The sequence below is a fragment of the Hahella sp. HNIBRBA332 genome (assembly GCF_030719035.1).
In the GTDB taxonomy this organism is placed as follows: Bacteria; Pseudomonadota; Gammaproteobacteria; order Pseudomonadales; family Oleiphilaceae; genus Hahella.
On record NZ_CP132203.1, the window covers coordinates 1,014,775 to 1,031,224 of the forward strand.

The following is a 16,450-nucleotide window of genomic DNA, read 5'->3' on the forward strand; positions in this document are numbered from 1 at the left end:
AGAAACAATCGCATGCCGGGACGCTTTTGGCGTGGTAACGCAGCCACATAGTTGCTAGAATCTCTGCCCCTGAAATTTGTGTGCAAGTGGTCTTTGGTATGGACCACCACTGGTGAAGGATAGTTTTTTATGCCCGTAATTACATTGCCTGACGGCAGTAAGAGAGAATTTTCCAACCCTGTAACCGTGCTGGATGTCGCTGCCGACATCGGTCCCGGGTTAGCCAAAGCCGCCGTGGCGGGCAAAGTGGATGGAACACTGGTTGACTGCTCTCATGTTATTGATAAAGACGCCGAGCTGGCGATTGTAACGGAGCGGGACCCTGAAGGCGTGGAAGTAATCAGACATTCCAGCGCCCACTTACTGGCGATGGCGGTGCAAAGCATTTTTCCCAGTGCGCAGGTAACTATCGGTCCCGTTATTGAAGATGGCTTTTATTACGACTTTGCATTTGAGCGTCCTTTCACCCCAGACGATCTGGTTAAGATCGAAGAAAAGATGCAGGAGCTATCCGACGCCGACCTGCCGGTCACTCGCTCGTTGATGTCTCGTTCCGAGGCTGTAGAACTGTTCAAGAAAATGGGTGAAGAATACAAAGTCGAAATCATCGCCAGTATTCCCACTGAAGAAAATCTGTCTTTCTATTCTCAGGGCGACTTCATTGATTTGTGTCGCGGTCCACACGTCCCCAGTACAGGCAAAATCAAAGCCTTCAAGCTGACCAAAGTGGCGGGAGCATACTGGCGTGGCGACTCTAACAACGCCATGCTGCAACGGATTTATGGCACTGCCTGGGGTAATAAAAAGGACCTCAAGGCCTATTTGCATAGAATTGAAGAGGCGGAAAAGCGCGATCACCGTAAAATCGGTAAAAAGCTGGGCCTGTTCCACATGCAGGAAGAAGCGCCAGGTATGGTGTTCTGGCATTCTGATGGCTGGACCTTGTATCAGGTGATCGAGCAGTACATGCGCAAGCAGTTGCGCAAACACGACTACAAAGAAATCAAAACGCCTCAAGTGGTTGAGCGTACTTTGTGGGAGAAGTCCGGGCACTGGGAGAAGTTCCGCGACGATATGTTCACCACTCAGTCTGAAGATCGCGACTTCGCCATCAAGCCGATGAATTGCCCCTGCCACGTTCAGGTGTTCAACCAAGGGCTTCGTAGCTACCGCGATCTACCGCTGCGATTGGCCGAGTTTGGTTCCTGTCACCGTAATGAAGCTTCAGGTGCGCTCCATGGTCTGATGCGGGTGCGAGGTTTCACTCAGGATGACGCGCATATTTTCTGTACCGAAGAGCAAATTCAGGAAGAAGTCGGCAAGTTTATTGACTTCCTGCACGAGGTTTATGCGGATTTCGGCTTCTCTGAAATCATATATAAGCTGTCCACGCGTCCAGAGAAACGTGTAGGTTCAGACGAAATCTGGGATAAGTCAGAGAAGGCTCTGGCTGATGCGTTGGACGCTAAAGGCTTGCCTTGGGAAGAACTGCCCGGCGAGGGCGCGTTTTACGGTCCGAAGGTTGAGTTTTCACTGAAAGACTGCTTGGGACGTCTGTGGCAGTGCGGTACTGTGCAGGTGGATTTCTCCATGCCAGGCCGCTTAGGTGCGCAATACGTATCCGATGAGCAGGTCAGAAAAACGCCAGTCATGTTGCACCGAGCGATTCTGGGCTCCTTTGAGCGATTTATTGGTATTCTTATCGAACATTACGAAGGGGCCTTCCCTTCCTGGTTGGCTCCGACACAGGTGGCTATCCTCAATATTACCGATAAACAAGCGGAATATTGTAAAAAAATAGGCGAAATCCTGAATGATAAAGGGTTTAGGGTGTGTCTGGACTTGAGAAACGAAAAAATCAACTATAAAATTCGCGAGCATACTTTGAACAGGGTCCCCTTTTTGGCAGTGGTCGGGGACAAAGAAGTCGAAACTCAATGTTTAGCTATCCGGACTCGTCAAGGCGAAGACCTCGGCGTGATGTCCATTTCTGCGTTTGAAGAATTGCTTCAAAACGAAGAAGCCAAACGCAGCCGTAGCTAGAAACGATTAATTAACACGGAGAAAACACGATTAAGCGCAATACGCCACAAGGCAAATCCGATCGTCCAAAAATAAATGAAAACATAACTGCTTCGGAAGTTCGGCTGATCGCATCCGATGGGAAGCAGGTCGGTATAGTTCCTATAAAAGAAGCCTTGGAAAAAGCAGAGCAGGAAGGCTTGGACTTAGTGCAGATCGCGGATTCTGACCCGGTAGTCTGCCGCATAATGGACTACGGGAAAAAGATTTTTGAAGAGAAAAAGCAAAAAGCTGCTGCCAAGAAAAAGCAGAAGCAAACGCAAGTAAAAGAAATGAAATTTCGACCAGGGACGGAAGAAGGGGATTATCAGGTAAAGCTGCGCAACCTGATACGTTTCCTAGAGCACGGGGATAAGGCCAAAGTATCCATCCGCTTCCGCGGGCGGGAAATGGCTCACCAAGAGCTCGGGCTGCAGTTACTGCAAAGGGTCGAAAAAGACCTGGAGGAGTTCGGCGTCGTGGAGCAAAGGCCCAAGATGGAAGGGCGTCAGGCTATGATGGTGGTAGCCCCGAAAAAGAAAAAGTAGCTTTGTTAAGCGAAGCTGCTCATTTATATCTAAATGAATGCGGAGTATTCATATGCCTAAGATGAAAAGCAAAAGCTCGGCGGCGAAGCGGTTCAAAAAAACCGCTAATGGCTTCAAACACCGCCAATCCTTCACCAGTCATATTTTGACCAAGAAGAGCACCAAGCGTAAGCGTCACCTGCGTCCTAAGAAGCAAGTGAACCCTTCGGATGTTCCATTGATCAAGCGTATGCTCTGCCAGTAATTAATACGGAAGGATTGAAATATGCCTCGAGTTAAACGTGGTGTAACGGCTCGCCGTCGCCATAAGAAAGTTCTGAATCAAGCCAAGGGTTACTACGGAGCGCGTAGTCGTGTATTCCGTGTAGCCAAACAAGCGGTTATCAAAGCCGGACAGTATGCTTACCGTGACCGTCGTCAGCGTAAGCGTCAATTCCGCGCACTGTGGATCGCCCGTATTAACGCCGGTGCGCGTGACAACGGTCTGTCCTATAGCCGTTTGATCGCTGGTCTGAAGCGCGCCAACGTCGAAATCGACCGTAAGGTCCTGGCGGATCTGGCTATGAACGAAAAAGCAGCTTTTGCTGCTGTAGTTCAGAAAGCTAAAGAGGCCCTGGCGTAATCTAAATTTTCAGCAAATCCTTGATTTTGTTGATTAATATTTGATAGGGGAAGGGGCTGCTCTTCCCCTATTTTTGTTTCTCGGAGCGGAAAAATGGAGAATCTTGAAGGCATTGTTGATCGCGCCAAAGACGCCGTCGCCAAGGCGGAGAGCGAACAGAGCCTTGAACAACTAAGAGTTGACTACCTTGGCAAGAAAGGGCAAATCACCCAACTTCTGAAAGAGCTGGGGCGTCTTGACGCTGCGGAGAGACCTGCGGCGGGGGCAAAAATCAATGAAGCCAAGCTGTTGGTGCAAGACCTGATCAACGAAGCCAAAAGCGAGCTCTCCAGTAAAAACGAAGCAGCCAAACTGGCTGCGGAATCAATCGACGTAACTCTGCCTGGGCGTAAAGAGTCATTGGGAACTCTTCATCCTGTCACTCGGACGATGTTACGTATTGAAGACTTCTTCGCGCGATCTGGATACACAGTGGAAGAAGGCCCTGAAATCGAAGATGACTATCATAACTTCGAGGCCCTTAATATCCCCTCTCACCATCCGGCGCGCGCCATGCACGATACCTTTTACTTTGATCCGACGACATTGCTACGTACGCATACGTCCCCGGTACAGATTCGGGTGATGGAGTCAAGTAAGCCTCCATTTCGCATGATATGTCCTGGAAGAGTTTATCGTTGCGACTCGGATATGACCCATACGCCAATGTTCCACCAAGTCGAAGGTTTGATGGTGGATAAACACGTCAGCTTCGCTGACCTGAAAAGTACAATCGTTGAGTTTCTGCGTGAGTTCTTTGAGAAAGACCTTGAAGTGCGCTTCCGTCCTTCATACTTCCCGTTTACAGAGCCTTCCGCTGAAGTGGACATTGAGTGGGGAAGAAACGAAGACGGTTCAATCAAGTGGCTCGAAGTAATGGGCTGCGGCATGGTTCATCCTAAAGTGTTTGAAGCTGCGGGCGTCGATTCTGAAACCTATTCAGGGTTTGCCTTTGGTATGGGCGTTGAGCGATTGGCGATGCTCCGGTACGGCGTGAACGATCTGCGGATGTTTTTCGAAAACGACATGCGTTTTCTTGACCAGTTTTAACCTCAGACGTGATTACCCCTTAAAACACGGTAAGGATTAATAATAGGCTTTGTGATATGAAATTCAGTGAATATTGGTTACGAGAGTGGGTCGATCCGCAGCTGAGCTCAGAGGCTTTGGTTCAGCAAATCACTATGGCGGGCCTGGAAGTGGACGCTGCTGAGCGCGTAGCCAAGCCTTTTAGTGGAATCGTGGTGGGTGAGGTGCTGTCAGTCGAGCCCCACCCTGATGCAGATAAGCTTCGCGTTTGTAAGGTATCGGATGGTCAGGAGCAGTTCCAGGTAGTATGTGGCGCTCCTAATGTCGTAGCGGGAATGAAAGTTCCGTTCGCAAAAATTGGCGCTGTGCTGTCCGGCGACTTCAAAATAAAAAAGGCCAAGCTGCGGGGCGTAGAGTCCCAGGGCATGTTGTGCTCAGAAGAAGAGCTGACGCTGGCGGAAAAATCCGATGGCTTGATGCCGCTTGCTGCGGATGCGCCTGTTGGCGTTGACGTTCGCAGCTATTTGAAGTTGGATGACAATATTATTGATGTTGACCTGACTCCCAACCGTAGCGATTGCCTCAGTATTTTGGGGATGGCGCGGGAAGTGGCCGCTCTCAATAAGATTCCTTTTGAAGCCCCTGAAGTGAAGAAGACGGCGGCGGTTATTGACGACGTATTTCCTGTTCGTATCGACGCTCCTGACGCCTGCCCGCGATATGTCGGGCGCGTTATTAAAGGTGTGGATTTGTCTGCGCCTACACCTCAGTGGATGGTTGAAAAATTGCGTCGTAGCGGCATTCGCAGCATTGACGCTGTGGTGGACGTTACTAACTTCGTAATGATCGAGTTAGGTCAGCCTATGCATGCTTTTGACCTCAACGAACTTGCGGGCGGTATCGTCGTTCGGATGCCCACGCCGGGAGAAAAGCTGGTTCTGTTGGATGGTCAGGAGATAGCTATTAATCCTGATACATTGGTCATTGCTGACAAAGAAAAGCCTCTTGCCTTGGCAGGCATCATGGGGGGCGAACACAGTGGCGTTTCTGAAAAAACCAAGGACATATTCCTGGAAAGCGCGTTCTTTGCTCCTTTGCATTTGGCGGGGAAAGCGCGTTCATACGGTTTGCACACGGACTCATCTCACCGCTTTGAAAGAGGTGTTGACTACGCTCATCAGGCGCGGGCTATAGAAAGAGCCACGGAGCTGTTGCTTGAGATTGTGGGTGGTCAGCCTGGCCCGGTTACAGAAGTTTGCAGCAAGGAGCATTTGCCCGCCAAGACATTGGTAAATCTCCGTCATGCGCGCGTTGATGAGTTGCTGGGCGTTCATCTTGATCGCACAAGAGTAGAGGAAATGCTGGCGAGGCTGGGTCTTAGCGTACACAAGGTGGCTAAGGACGGCTGGACTTTCAGCGCGCCGACTCATCGCTTCGATATTAGTATTGAGGTGGATCTGATCGAAGAAGTGGCAAGACTGTATGGCTATAACAAGCTACCTGTTACCGAGCCTATGGCGCCATTGGGAATCAAGCCGTTGCCGGAAAGCAAGGTGTCGCTACGCCGCTTGAAGCTGCATTTAGTGTCGAAAGGGTACCAGGAAGCGATTACATACACTTTCGTAGATCAGAAAGTGCTGAGCCTGCTGACTCCTGAGGAAGATACCATTACCTTGGCGAATCCTATCGCCAGCGATATGGCTGCGATGCGTACGACCCTCTGGGCAGGCCTTTTGCAGACGGCTTTGTATAATCAAAATCGCCAACAAAATCGCATTCGTCTTTTTGAATCTGGTCTACGCTTCCTTAGGAAGGACGGGCAAATTCAACAAGACCCGATGTTGGCGGGGTTAATTATGGGAGCCAGCATGCCGGAAGGCTGGGAAAGCAAAAAGCGCACGGTAGACTTCTATGATGTGAAGGGTGATCTGGAGTCGCTTCTGGAAATCCCTGGCTGCAACTTGAGTTTCCGGAGCGCTCAGCATCCTGCATTGCACCCCGGGCAGACGGCTGAAGTACTGAAAGACGGGCAACCTATCGGTGTGTTAGGCGCACTGCATCCCAGAATTGCTAAAACTTTGAATTTAAATGGCCCACTTTATTTATTTGAGCTATGCTTAAATTCAATAGCAGACGGGCAAGTGCCTTCTTTTAAAGGAGTTTCCCGCTTCCCGGAGATCCGAAGAGACCTTGCTATTGTAATAGATGAACAAACACCTTACGCGGATGTCGCCCTGGCGATTGCTCAGAGCGCAGGGGAATGGCGTGTTCACCACGAACTGTTCGATGTATATCATGGGGAATCGGTCGGTGCGGATAAGAAGAGCCTGGCCATCAGTATCGTGTGGCGCCATCCTGAAAGAACATTACGCGACGAAGAAATCACGGAGGCATTTGACAACGTGGTGAAAGAACTTGGTAATCGTTTCGGTGCGTCTTTGAGGAGTTAGTCATGGGAGCTTTAACGAAAGCAGATATGGCTGAGCGGCTTTATCAGGAAGTGGGTCTCAATAAGCGTGAAGCAAAGGAAATGGTCGAGGCCTTCTTTGACGAGGTCAGGGATGCATTAAGCCACAACGAGCAAGTAAAGCTGTCAGGATTTGGCAATTTTGACCTGAGGGACAAAAAACAGCGTCCTGGCCGTAACCCTAAAACTGGTGAGGAAATACCTATCACCGCCAGACGGGTTGTTACTTTCAGACCAGGTCAAAAATTAAAGGCTAAAGTAGAAGCTTATGCTGGAACCCAGTCATAACGACGAGCTCCCACCCATTCCAGGAAAACGCTACTTCACTATTGGTGAAGTTAGCGATTTATGTAGTGTTAAGGCTCACGTACTACGATATTGGGAGCAGGAGTTTCCTCAACTCGCTCCCGTAAAGCGGCGCGGAAATCGCCGCTATTATCAACGTCAGGACGTGTTGATGATTCGCCAGATACGAGACCTTCTATACAATCAAGGGTATACCATCGGCGGCGCCAAGCAGAAATTGGCAGGCTCCGAAACCAAGGAAGACGCTACACAGGCCAAGCAACTCATTCGTCAGATGATTGTTGAGTTGGAAGAAGTGTTGTTGGTCCTCGAAACCTGATAAGTTTCGAGGACTATCACCCCAAAGTAAAAAACTAAATTATTTGGTTTTTTAGGGGTTGAAGGGCGAGGTGTTTTTATCTATGATACGCACCTCTTCGAGTCGGGGCGTAGCGCAGCCTGGTAGCGCACTTGCATGGGGTGCAAGGGGTCGAGTGTTCAAATCACTCCGTCCCGACCAATTTTACTTACTAATATCAATAAGTTACGCCACTTATCGGTTCTGTTTAAATTTTGCTCTTGCAAATGTTTTGCAAAACCTCCCGTTAAATTCCGGCTATTTTTAGGTCTGCACCGGCATTTATCCACCTAATTTCGCTGTGTCCGGAATCGTAGTTCTTCACCATTTTTTCTGAAGCCCATCCGCCTAATTTTTTAGGGTCTTTCCCTTGGTGTCTCTGTACAGTTTTTTCATCCAAAGCTCCTATATCATGAAAAGTTAGTTTTTCTTCTTCCGTGATTACGGCAAAGACCAGCTTGAGCTGACGCGCTATGAGGTGGGAATCAGTCACGCCCAGCCAAGCAGAATAGTCGATGGAGAGGCTGTTGCTACTAATAAGGCGGTAGAAAAGTGTACCTAATAATTGGTATTGATAAGTTGGTGGAGCCAACTAAATTTTAGTGGGAGTGAGGTGATTTTTTGGCGCATTTGAAGCTGAAACACCGAGGTATTATGTATGGTTGGTTTCATTCTGATTGATTAATTTTGGCATTAAATTGGCCGGTAATGCAGCCGCGAAGAAGCTGTTACATGCATTAATGAAAAATTCAATTATATCCAATGCTTAGAGAACGCTTCTTCTTTGCCGGCAGCTGTTTTGGACCATATCAGAGTCATGAGAACTTGCTGGGCGACACAAAGTGTTGTTGGCTAGAGGCAAGCCAGCTCTAACAAAGCCGCTGACTCCATAAGCATGTATAGTTTGGTAACTGTTGAGCTTAAGGTGCTTGGAATAATGTTAGGTTAATTGCCTACTTTCATAAGCAGGCCTAGTGTTTTTATTTCCTATAAATCTTGCTATTAATTCTTGCTGAGCGATGGTGCTTAGTTGACCCGTTAGTATTCTGATCAAAAGACAGAAAGCGCCAATTGCACAGCTCTTGGTATTAATGTAAACCCTATTATGTGAGCATGGTCTGGAGAGTGTAGGTGGTTGCCAATTTTAAATAACTCTCAGGAGGGGAGGTTATATGTGGCTTGGGATAAAAGTGCAGGTTTAATCAGTGTTTATGGAAAGTCGCCTTTAGATTCAAAGAGCCCCCCCGAGGTAGGTGATCATGTGAGTCTTTCTAAAGGTAATGGTGAGTTGTGGGTTACTGTATGTGTGTTATCTACTGACGGAAGCAGAATGAGAGGGATTATTAGCGAGGTTAGTGGAATGGAAGGCGCAGAGGCGGACTGCCAAATTGGGAAATTGGTTAGCTTCGCTAAGGAGAATGTCAGGATCCTGAAGCGCCAGGGTAAGCTATAAAACCACGTGGGAGTCAATCAACTATCATCTCTATCATTATCTGACGTTGGGAGAATGAGCCAGATTCTGAAGGTAGAGGACTTAGAGTAAAAATGGTGATGAAAGCCCCCCTTGTAGACCACTCATGGGAAGTCATTGGAGAGGAGAAACATCCACCGCGTTTAGCGCTGAAAGAAGTGCTAGCTAAGATGGAGCAGCTAAAAAAGGTGGCGGCGGTTATTCAAAAAAATGAGGGTAGTAATAAGTTAGAAAGAATACTTCGTTATACATGTTTAATGCATACATTGGCGAAGTGTAAAGATTTCTTAGAAGATGATAAGGACCCTGTTCGTGAAGAACACTTCCAGTGCTTGTTCGCCCATGCTACCAGCCAGCTCTTCGAAGCTCAGCAGAGAATTGATGCCGAACTCGGACATTTAGACTTATAAGTCCCTGTTAGGATGTAGGGAAGAGTATTATAAGGACGCAAAATGGATATTCCTAAGTGCAGGGAGTATACCCAAATTAAGGTTGATGGAATAACTAGTTTGCTTGAGCGCTCCTTACGTATAGATAGAGAGTGCTTTGACATCAAGCTAAAGTTAATGGATGCGAAGGTTAGGCTGGCGAAAGCAAGACAATACGAAGGCGATCCACCAAAAGGCATGTTAAGTGAGTCGGATGAGTCGATGGAAATATTACAGCAGCTATTCGGCGTGCACCTTCAATGGTTGCCGTAGACGTGACTAGCATGCATGAGATTAATCTCCGCCTATCCCTGCGGATGGGCCTAGACTCATACCATGATACCGATAAGGGAATGAGCTGAGCTGTAGTCAAGACGGCGTTTCTTCAATTGCGGTTGAGACATGGGGGGTAAAATGAATAGCGAAAGTAAGTATCAAGGCAGCTGTTTCTGTGGGGTTGTTCAATTTACGGTAAGTGGTAAACCCGAAGGGATGGGCTATTGCCATTGTGAGTCGTGTCGACGCTGGTCAGCATCACCAGTCAATGCTTTTACTCTGTGGAAGCCAGAGCAAGTCGTCGTGTTAAAGGGGGCAGATAGCATTGGCACATACAATAAGACCCCTAACAGTTACCGCAAATGGTGTAAAAACTGCGGAGGTCACATCTTTACAGAGCATCCAGGAATGGGGCTGATCGATGTCTTTGCTGCTGTGATTCCCGACTTTCCTTATGAAGCCGGTGTGCATGTCCATTATCAGGAGCACCGATTACCGATCAAGGATGGGGTGATGAAACTGAAAGATGTGCCTTTGGAGCTGGGTGGGTCTGGCGAAGTTATCCAAGAGTGAAGCTACAGACTTCGCCACGGGAGAAATGTCATGGTTAAGGTGTCAATTACTCAAAAGCCTCCGGTATTGTTGGATCTGCAAGCATCAATACATCTGGCCGTAGAAATAATTGAAGAAGCGGCGAGTAATGGAGCGAAGCTGATTGTTTTTCCCGAGGCGCATCTTCCTGGCTACCCAACTTGGATATGGCGTCTTAGGCCGGGAGGCGATATTGCGCTGGGTAATGAAATCCATGCCAAGCTCCGGGCCAATGCGGTTAATCTTAAAGCGGGTGATTTGAAACCTATTGCAGAAGCAGCCGCCAAGTACCAGATCGTCGTGGTTATGGGGGCGCATGAGCTTGAGTCAGAGTTCAGCGGATCAACTCTATTCAATTCGTTGTTTGTCTTTGACGCTGATGGCTCTTTGCTGAACCGGCATCGAAAACTGATGCCAACTAACCCAGAACGGATGGTGTGGGGAATGGGGGATGGTTCTGGGCTAAAAGTAGTGGAAACCGCGATAGGTCGGATAGGGTGTCTAATCTGTTGGGAAAGCTATATGCCACTGGCGCGGTTTGCTCTATATAGTCAGAACATTGATGTCTACGTAGCTCCGACTTGGGACAATGGCGATACTTGGGTTGCTTCGATGAATCACATAGCCAGAGAGGGCGGATGCTGGGTCTTGAGCACTGCGACGGCTATTACAGGCAGTGATATCCCTGATGACTTTCCGGGCAGGTCTCAGCTGTTTAAAAACGAAGAGTGGATCAACACTGGTGGAGCTGTCGTAGTGAAACCTTTTGGCGGGATTGCTGCAGGGCCTATGCATAAAGAGAAAGCCATACTGTATGCTGACATTGACCTTGAGGCCTCAAAAAACGCAAGAAAATCTCTTGATGTTGCTGGACATTATGGTCGACCCGATCTCTTTAAATTAAATGTTGATCGTAGCACTGTTTCTCCTGTGTCATTTCAGGATGACCAATCTTTGAAAAAAAGCCCCTGGGGAAGGGGCTGAGTCTACTCTAGCTCTAAACTAGTGAGGTTTACTCAGTGTGAAATCTTTTCCTTGAACAGGGCGACTTTGTCCCGAAGGTATTTGATCCTGTTTTCGAGGTTGTGTTTGTAGGTTTCGAGTCTTGGTTTGACTTCTTTGTCCACGGCTTTTTCGGCCTGCATTTTGGCGTAGGCGGACATCATGTTTGCGTTCCAGCGTATTCTGCCGCGCACGTCATAAGTGGCTGCGTCGATGTTGCGTGCGAAGTCTTTGAAGGTGTTGTTTTTGGCTCGGATTCGGGCGACGACGGCTTTCAGACTCTTATCTTCATTATCCAGATCTGCGCCAAGTTGATTCAGAACCTTTTTTCCTTCCTGTTCAACTGTGCTCAGGCCGGATTGCAGTTGGCGTTGTAGTTGGTCCTTTAAAGTGGTTAGCCGGTCCATTTGGCTTTTTGAGTTTTTTGCCGACATTTTAGCGCCTTGAAATCGGGTTATATGGCTAAATTAGAATCAAATACTAGAAGCAAAAATTAGAATAATCATCCTAATTTGCAGGCAGTCAGCAGGTGACTCAATGTGGGGAATCCGCCGATTTGAAATCGGCGGGAGCAGAGTGGGATTAGTCGATCCAGGTTAGAATCTGGCGGACAAGCTTTTCAATACCTGTGGCGGCTTCTGAAATCCGGCCCGCCAGCATATAGGCTGGCGTGGAGACAACCTTACGTTCTTCATCCGCTACTACGTCGTCCACGGCGCAGTCCACGTGCTGCCCGCCCATACTTTCAATCGCGCCGGCGATGTCTCTATTGTCGCCAATGGTGCATTTGACGCCGGCTCCATAGATATGAGGGATCATGGTTGGAGCGATGCAGATATAACCAGACGGTTTGCCAGCTTCGGCGAAAGCTTTGGCGACTCGCTCCACCTGTGGGAGGATTTTCATGTCGACGCCGTCGACAGCGAAAGTGGACAGGTTTTTCGCGGCGCCAAATCCTCCCGGAAAGATCAGTGCGTCAAACTCATCAGGATTAAGTTCCGAAAGTTCTTTGATTTCGCCGCGCGCCAAACGGGCGGACTCCAACAATACATTGCGTGACGCTCCCGGCACAGGCTCTCCGCTGATGTGGTTCACCACTTGCACCAGATTAATATCCGGGGCGAAACACTGATATTTTGCGTCGTTGCTGTCCAGCGCTAAAAGAGTGATGACGGACTCGTAGATTTCCGCGCCATCGAGGTACCCACAGCCTGACAAAACCACAGCAATATTAGCCATTGTAACTCCTCCCTTTTTCTCAGCTTAGCTTTAATCAGTCTTAACTATTTATGCCGACATACTTTAGCCCGGCGGGTTTGCATTTTCTATGCTATGGTGAATTTAGACTCACCAGAACAATCCGCCATGAATTTGAGATCGCTTTGGTTCAAATTCGGAGCAATTTGTGTCTGCTTCGCCGTGATTTTGATCATGATCTTTATGGCGGGGTTGCAGGTATTTTTTGCTCCAATGGCCAGGGACTTGGAATCTCAGCGCGCCCGTCTTGATATAGACAGGGTGACAGGCGCTTTATTTCATGAATTAACCAACCTGCATCAATATACCTTGGACTGGGCGGCCTGGGACGATACCTATCGTTTTGTCGAATCACCTTATCCTGAATACATAGAATCCAATCTCGGCGACGCCACATTCGTTAATCTCAAGATCGATGCGATGATGCTTTATAAGCCCAATGGCGAAGTGGTTTGGGGAAAGACGTGGGATCAGGAAGCCGGAGAGACGCTGCATGTGAAAGAGCTGCCCTTGGACGGTCCGCCCGATCCTGGTTTTATCCTGGGGGTGGCGCTCGGTGACTTTAAGGATCCCTACTCGGGGTATTCCGGGATCATGGGGACCGAATCCGGGCTGATGTTTGTCAGCGTGCGCCCTGTGTTTCGCTCGAATCTCACTGGGCCAGCGAATGGCGTGCTGCTATTTGGCCGCCTGGTGCGCGGGCGGTTGTTGCAAAATGTGCAGCAGTTGGTGGGGGTCCCTTTCGCGGTTTTTTGGATGCATGACCCAAAGCTTGGTGATGACTTGCGCGATATTGCGGACAGATTGACAGTGGATGAACCTATCTATACCCAGGAAGTCAGCGACTCCAAATTGGAAGGCTACACGCTGATCCCTGATATTGAGAGCGATCTTAGTATTCTGGTGCGTATCAACGCCGACCGCGATTTCTTTAATCTCACCGCAGCGACGTTCGACCGGGCGATGAGCTATGCCTCCTATTTATTGACGACGGTATTGGGTATCTTCGCCTTTCTTGTTTGGATGCTCGTGCTGCGTCCACTGGCGCGTTTGGAGGCTTATGTCCGGCGTGTTCAAAGCCAGCCGCAATTGGAAAAGCTGGATCTGCCCAAGCTGCCGAGAGACGAAATAGGCAAGCTTGGCAGGGCGTTTCATCAGTTGTTATGTCAGTTGCAGGAGCAGAGTGAAAAGCTGCGTGAGATGTCCTTTCGTGATGAGTTGACGGGGCTGGCGAACCGTCGAGCGGTCATTGGATATCTGGATGAGCGCTGGAAACTGGCTTTGGAGCAGAAGTCAGATATCGCCATTATCATCTGTGACGTCGATTATTTTAAGGACTTCAATGATCACTATGGCCATGACATGGGCGATGAAGTGCTCAAAGAGGTCGCCTCGGCGTTGCGTCGAGGCGCTAACAAGCGCCTTGATCTTGTCGCCCGTTATGGAGGAGAAGAGTTTTTAGTCGTGTTGCCTGGAGCTGACTTGCACATAGGAGAGCAGGTCGCTGAGCGTTTGGTTAAGCGCGTCTATGAAATGAAACTCCCTCACCACTTTTCGCAAGTCGCGCAGTATGTGTCAGTAAGTTGTGGCGTCGCGGCAGGGGCTCCTGGCGAAGACGAGACTAAAGAAGAGTGGATCCGGTTGGCGGATGAGGCCTTATACAAAGCCAAGGAATCTGGACGAAATAGATTCGCGGCGATCAATCCTGCGGACTTGCGCAATGTAAAGCGCAGTGGTTCTTACAACTCTGTCAATCCCTAAGCACTTGTCCATCCGCCCTCAGGCGTTATATTAGTCGCCTGACTCCGCTTCCAACGTTTTGGTGATCCATTATGCGTCTTGCTGCACTGCTTTCGTCGGCTTTGAGCTTCGTTCTATCCGGCTGTGATTCTTTTACAGTAAGAGAAGCGGAAATTCAGGCCAGTATTAATAAGCAGCTCCCCATTCAAGGCATTATCAATGTACAGGTCCGTGCGCCGGAAAATATGGGTGGACTGGGAACCATCCTGCCTGACCTCATGAGCCAAAGCCTGTCCGTTCAGGCGCAATTGGACTTGCAGCGGCTTACTATTGCGTTATTGGGCGATCGAGGCGGATATGTCATGTTAGATGCCGAGCCGATACTGTCCACTCGCATTTTGGGCGTCAGTATTGAAGAGCCGCTCCGAATTACCGGAAGCGCGGAGGTAAGATGGGAGGCGGATTCAGGCTCTCTGTATCTGGATAACATTCAAGTGCTAAATGTCGAGTCTCGATTTATTAATCGTTTCGTGCCCGAAGGCGTTCGTAAGCCTTTATGGAGCAATATTAGCGATTGGCTGAACGCCTATTATGGAGCCTATCCCGTCTATAAACTGAAAGAGCCCGTCGGTATTGCAAGTAGAGTTGTTGGCTCTGTGCGAGAGATCACGGTCGAAGATGATATGGTGAGGTTCCGCTTATAGCGGATAATGACGTCTGGCTTCCTGCTCCAGACGCCCGCAAATCCCTGTATGTCCTTTAGGATAAGGAGATTCTCGGATTTTTATTCCTATAGAGATGACTAAAATTCATCTTTACTTGTCGGTGATTGGCTGATCGTCGTCAGGAAGTCGAGTCATGCCGGGCTCTTTAACCGGGTGGCTAAAGAAGTAAAGTTGTATTAATGAAGTAGGTACCAGCTGTGATTAAACGTTTTGCATCTTATGGCGCACTGGACGCGTTCATAGCAGCCAACACAGTGCTGCTGGTTCAATGCTGGCCTGACGTTAACGGCGAATGGGTCGCTGAATTTAAGGCCTAATGGAAGAATCTTTTAAAGAAGCCGGGTGATGAGAGTCTCCCGGCTTTTTTCTTTCTATATCCGAGGCTTCTGCTAATCTCAAAGAGAGCGGCCAGGGCTTCCGGCAAATACCGTCATGTCCCCGGCTTAGTGCAGAAACACTGATATCGGACAACTGATAGACACCGCCGACATGGAGCATCGACTGATTCTATGGTTGACCATATGGGGAGTTAGCCTTCTCTATCCTCTCGCAGTGAGAGGGGCGGATAGTGTTGAGCTGGTTTTGTATAACTGGGCGAATTACATGCCTCCTGAGTTACTGGACGCCTTTCAAAAGGAAACGGGGGTTCAGGTGCGGGAACTTTATTACTCCTCCGATGAAAGCAAACAAGCCTTGCTGGCGGAAACCCAGGGAGTTGGGCTTGATTTGATTGTCAGCGCCGGCGCATCCATGCGGGAATATGTGATTCCAGAATGGATTGATGCCTTGCAGCCAGAGCTATTACCTCATTTGTCCAATGTGGATGAACACTGGATGAAGATGTTCGGAGAGGTGGGGGGTTACGGCGTGCCTCTGTTATGGGGAACCGTCGGCATCGCTTACCGAAGCGACAAGCTTCCGCAGCCGCCTTCCAGTTGGCGAGACTTCTTTAAACCCCATCATACTCTGCGACAAAAAATCATGGTGATCGATGACTCCGCTGATGCATTTGGAATGGCGTTGGTGGCGTTGGGATATTCTATGAATGCGACGGACCTGAACCAGGTTGAGGCGGCGGGCGTGTTGCTGGAGCAGCAAAAACCGTATGTGGCGGGTTACGCCTATCCCCTCATTGATGAAAACTCGGAGCTGATCAAAGGCCATATTGTAATGGCCATGATGTACAACGGAGATGCAGTGGGGCTGCACGAACTCGACCCAAGAGTAGAGTTCGTAGCGCCGGCCGAAGGCACCAATTTGTGGGTGGACTATATCGGCGTGGTCAAGAAAAGCCTGCATAAGGAAGAGGCGCATCAGTTTATCGACTTTTTACTACGCCCCGAGAACGCCGCTAAGCTGTCTGAGTTTCTACATTATGGTTCCGCAAATAAGGCGGCGGCCTCAAAATTGTCAAAAGAGCACCTGGAAAATCCTGACATTTACCCGCCGAAAAATGTGATGGATAAGGCGGATACTTACAAAGTCATTTCGCCGGAGGTGTTAAAGTTGCGCAACCAGATGTTTCGTTCGATTAAGCGTTAGAATGGATAC

General features: G+C 49.0%; 18 protein-coding genes and 1 tRNA gene. 16 read left to right on the forward strand and 3 right to left on the reverse strand.

Annotated elements, in window-relative coordinates; translation table 11 throughout:
* The first annotated feature begins 129 nt into the window (after positions 1–129).
* From thrS to O5O45_RS04780, 9 genes are all read left to right on the forward strand, one after another.
* Complete coding sequence (gene thrS, locus O5O45_RS04740) at positions 130–2,043, forward strand: threonine--tRNA ligase (RefSeq protein WP_305904117.1); 1,914 nt, start codon at positions 130–132, stop codon at positions 2,041–2,043.
* A gap of 29 nt (positions 2,044–2,072) precedes the next feature.
* Complete coding sequence (gene infC, locus O5O45_RS04745) at positions 2,073–2,609, forward strand: translation initiation factor IF-3 (RefSeq protein WP_305906188.1); 537 nt, start codon at positions 2,073–2,075, stop codon at positions 2,607–2,609.
* Between the two features lie 52 nt (positions 2,610–2,661).
* Entirely contained in the window at positions 2,662–2,853 is a 192-nt protein-coding gene (gene rpmI, locus O5O45_RS04750) for a 50S ribosomal protein L35 (RefSeq protein ID WP_011398345.1), read from the forward strand.
* 21 nt (positions 2,854–2,874) lie between these two features.
* Positions 2,875–3,231 (forward strand): 50S ribosomal protein L20, encoded by a 357-nt coding sequence (gene rplT, locus O5O45_RS04755; RefSeq protein ID WP_011398344.1) that lies wholly within the window; start codon positions 2,875–2,877, stop codon positions 3,229–3,231.
* A 93-nt stretch (positions 3,232–3,324) separates the two neighbouring features.
* Positions 3,325–4,320, forward strand: a complete 996-nt coding sequence (pheS, locus tag O5O45_RS04760) for a phenylalanine--tRNA ligase subunit alpha (RefSeq protein ID WP_305904118.1) — start codon at positions 3,325–3,327, stop codon at positions 4,318–4,320.
* 56 nt (positions 4,321–4,376) lie between these two features.
* Positions 4,377–6,749, forward strand: a complete 2,373-nt coding sequence (pheT, locus tag O5O45_RS04765; RefSeq protein ID WP_305904119.1) for a phenylalanine--tRNA ligase subunit beta — start codon at positions 4,377–4,379, stop codon at positions 6,747–6,749.
* 2 nt (positions 6,750–6,751) lie between these two features.
* The gene (gene ihfA / locus O5O45_RS04770) at positions 6,752–7,054 is read left to right on the forward strand and encodes an integration host factor subunit alpha (RefSeq protein ID WP_011398341.1); all 303 of its coding nucleotides are present in this window, start codon (positions 6,752–6,754) and stop codon (positions 7,052–7,054) included.
* Positions 7,035–7,391 (forward strand): MerR family transcriptional regulator, encoded by a 357-nt coding sequence (locus tag O5O45_RS04775; protein WP_305904120.1) that lies wholly within the window; start codon positions 7,035–7,037, stop codon positions 7,389–7,391. Before ihfA ends, O5O45_RS04775 begins: the two co-directional genes overlap by 20 nt.
* A gap of 103 nt (positions 7,392–7,494) precedes the next feature.
* Positions 7,495–7,571, forward strand: a tRNA-Pro gene (locus O5O45_RS04780).
* 85 nt (positions 7,572–7,656) lie between these two features.
* On the opposite strand, the gene O5O45_RS04785 is transcribed toward O5O45_RS04780, so the two are convergent.
* Complete coding sequence (locus O5O45_RS04785; protein ID WP_305904121.1) at positions 7,657–8,001, reverse strand: hypothetical protein; 345 nt, start codon at positions 7,999–8,001, stop codon at positions 7,657–7,659.
* Positions 8,002–8,954: 953 nt separating this feature from the next.
* Between O5O45_RS04785 and O5O45_RS04790 the strand changes: the two genes are divergently transcribed.
* The 4 genes from O5O45_RS04790 to O5O45_RS04805 all read left to right on the forward strand — a co-directional run bounded on the left by O5O45_RS04790 (position 8,955) and on the right by O5O45_RS04805 (position 11,159).
* Entirely contained in the window at positions 8,955–9,290 is a 336-nt protein-coding gene (locus O5O45_RS04790; protein WP_305904122.1) for a hypothetical protein, read from the forward strand.
* A gap of 42 nt (positions 9,291–9,332) precedes the next feature.
* On the forward strand, positions 9,333–9,581 hold the full coding sequence (locus tag O5O45_RS04795; RefSeq protein ID WP_305904123.1) for a hypothetical protein: 249 nt from the start codon (positions 9,333–9,335) through the stop codon (positions 9,579–9,581).
* A 141-nt stretch (positions 9,582–9,722) separates the two neighbouring features.
* Entirely contained in the window at positions 9,723–10,157 is a 435-nt protein-coding gene (locus tag O5O45_RS04800; protein WP_305904124.1) for a GFA family protein, read from the forward strand.
* 30 nt (positions 10,158–10,187) lie between these two features.
* Complete coding sequence (locus O5O45_RS04805) at positions 10,188–11,159, forward strand: carbon-nitrogen hydrolase family protein (protein ID WP_305904125.1); 972 nt, start codon at positions 10,188–10,190, stop codon at positions 11,157–11,159.
* Positions 11,160–11,191: 32 nt separating this feature from the next.
* Here O5O45_RS04805 and O5O45_RS04810 read toward each other — a convergent pair whose 3' ends face one another.
* The gene (locus O5O45_RS04810; RefSeq protein ID WP_305904126.1) at positions 11,192–11,611 is read right to left on the reverse strand and encodes a hypothetical protein; all 420 of its coding nucleotides are present in this window, start codon (positions 11,609–11,611) and stop codon (positions 11,192–11,194) included.
* 148 nt (positions 11,612–11,759) lie between these two features.
* The gene (gene elbB / locus O5O45_RS04815) at positions 11,760–12,416 is read right to left on the reverse strand and encodes an isoprenoid biosynthesis glyoxalase ElbB (RefSeq protein WP_305904127.1); all 657 of its coding nucleotides are present in this window, start codon (positions 12,414–12,416) and stop codon (positions 11,760–11,762) included.
* A gap of 126 nt (positions 12,417–12,542) precedes the next feature.
* Here elbB and O5O45_RS04820 point away from each other — a divergent pair, with 126 nt between their 5' ends.
* The 3 genes from O5O45_RS04820 (at position 12,543) to O5O45_RS04830 (ending at position 16,441) form a co-directional block, all read left to right on the forward strand.
* Entirely contained in the window at positions 12,543–14,195 is a 1,653-nt protein-coding gene (locus O5O45_RS04820; protein ID WP_305904128.1) for a diguanylate cyclase, read from the forward strand.
* A 71-nt stretch (positions 14,196–14,266) separates the two neighbouring features.
* Positions 14,267–14,878, forward strand: a complete 612-nt coding sequence (locus O5O45_RS04825; protein WP_305904129.1) for a DUF1439 domain-containing protein — start codon at positions 14,267–14,269, stop codon at positions 14,876–14,878.
* Positions 14,879–15,502: 624 nt separating this feature from the next.
* On the forward strand, positions 15,503–16,441 hold the full coding sequence (locus tag O5O45_RS04830; protein ID WP_305904130.1) for a polyamine ABC transporter substrate-binding protein: 939 nt from the start codon (positions 15,503–15,505) through the stop codon (positions 16,439–16,441).
* The last annotated feature ends 9 nt before the right edge of the window (positions 16,442–16,450 follow it).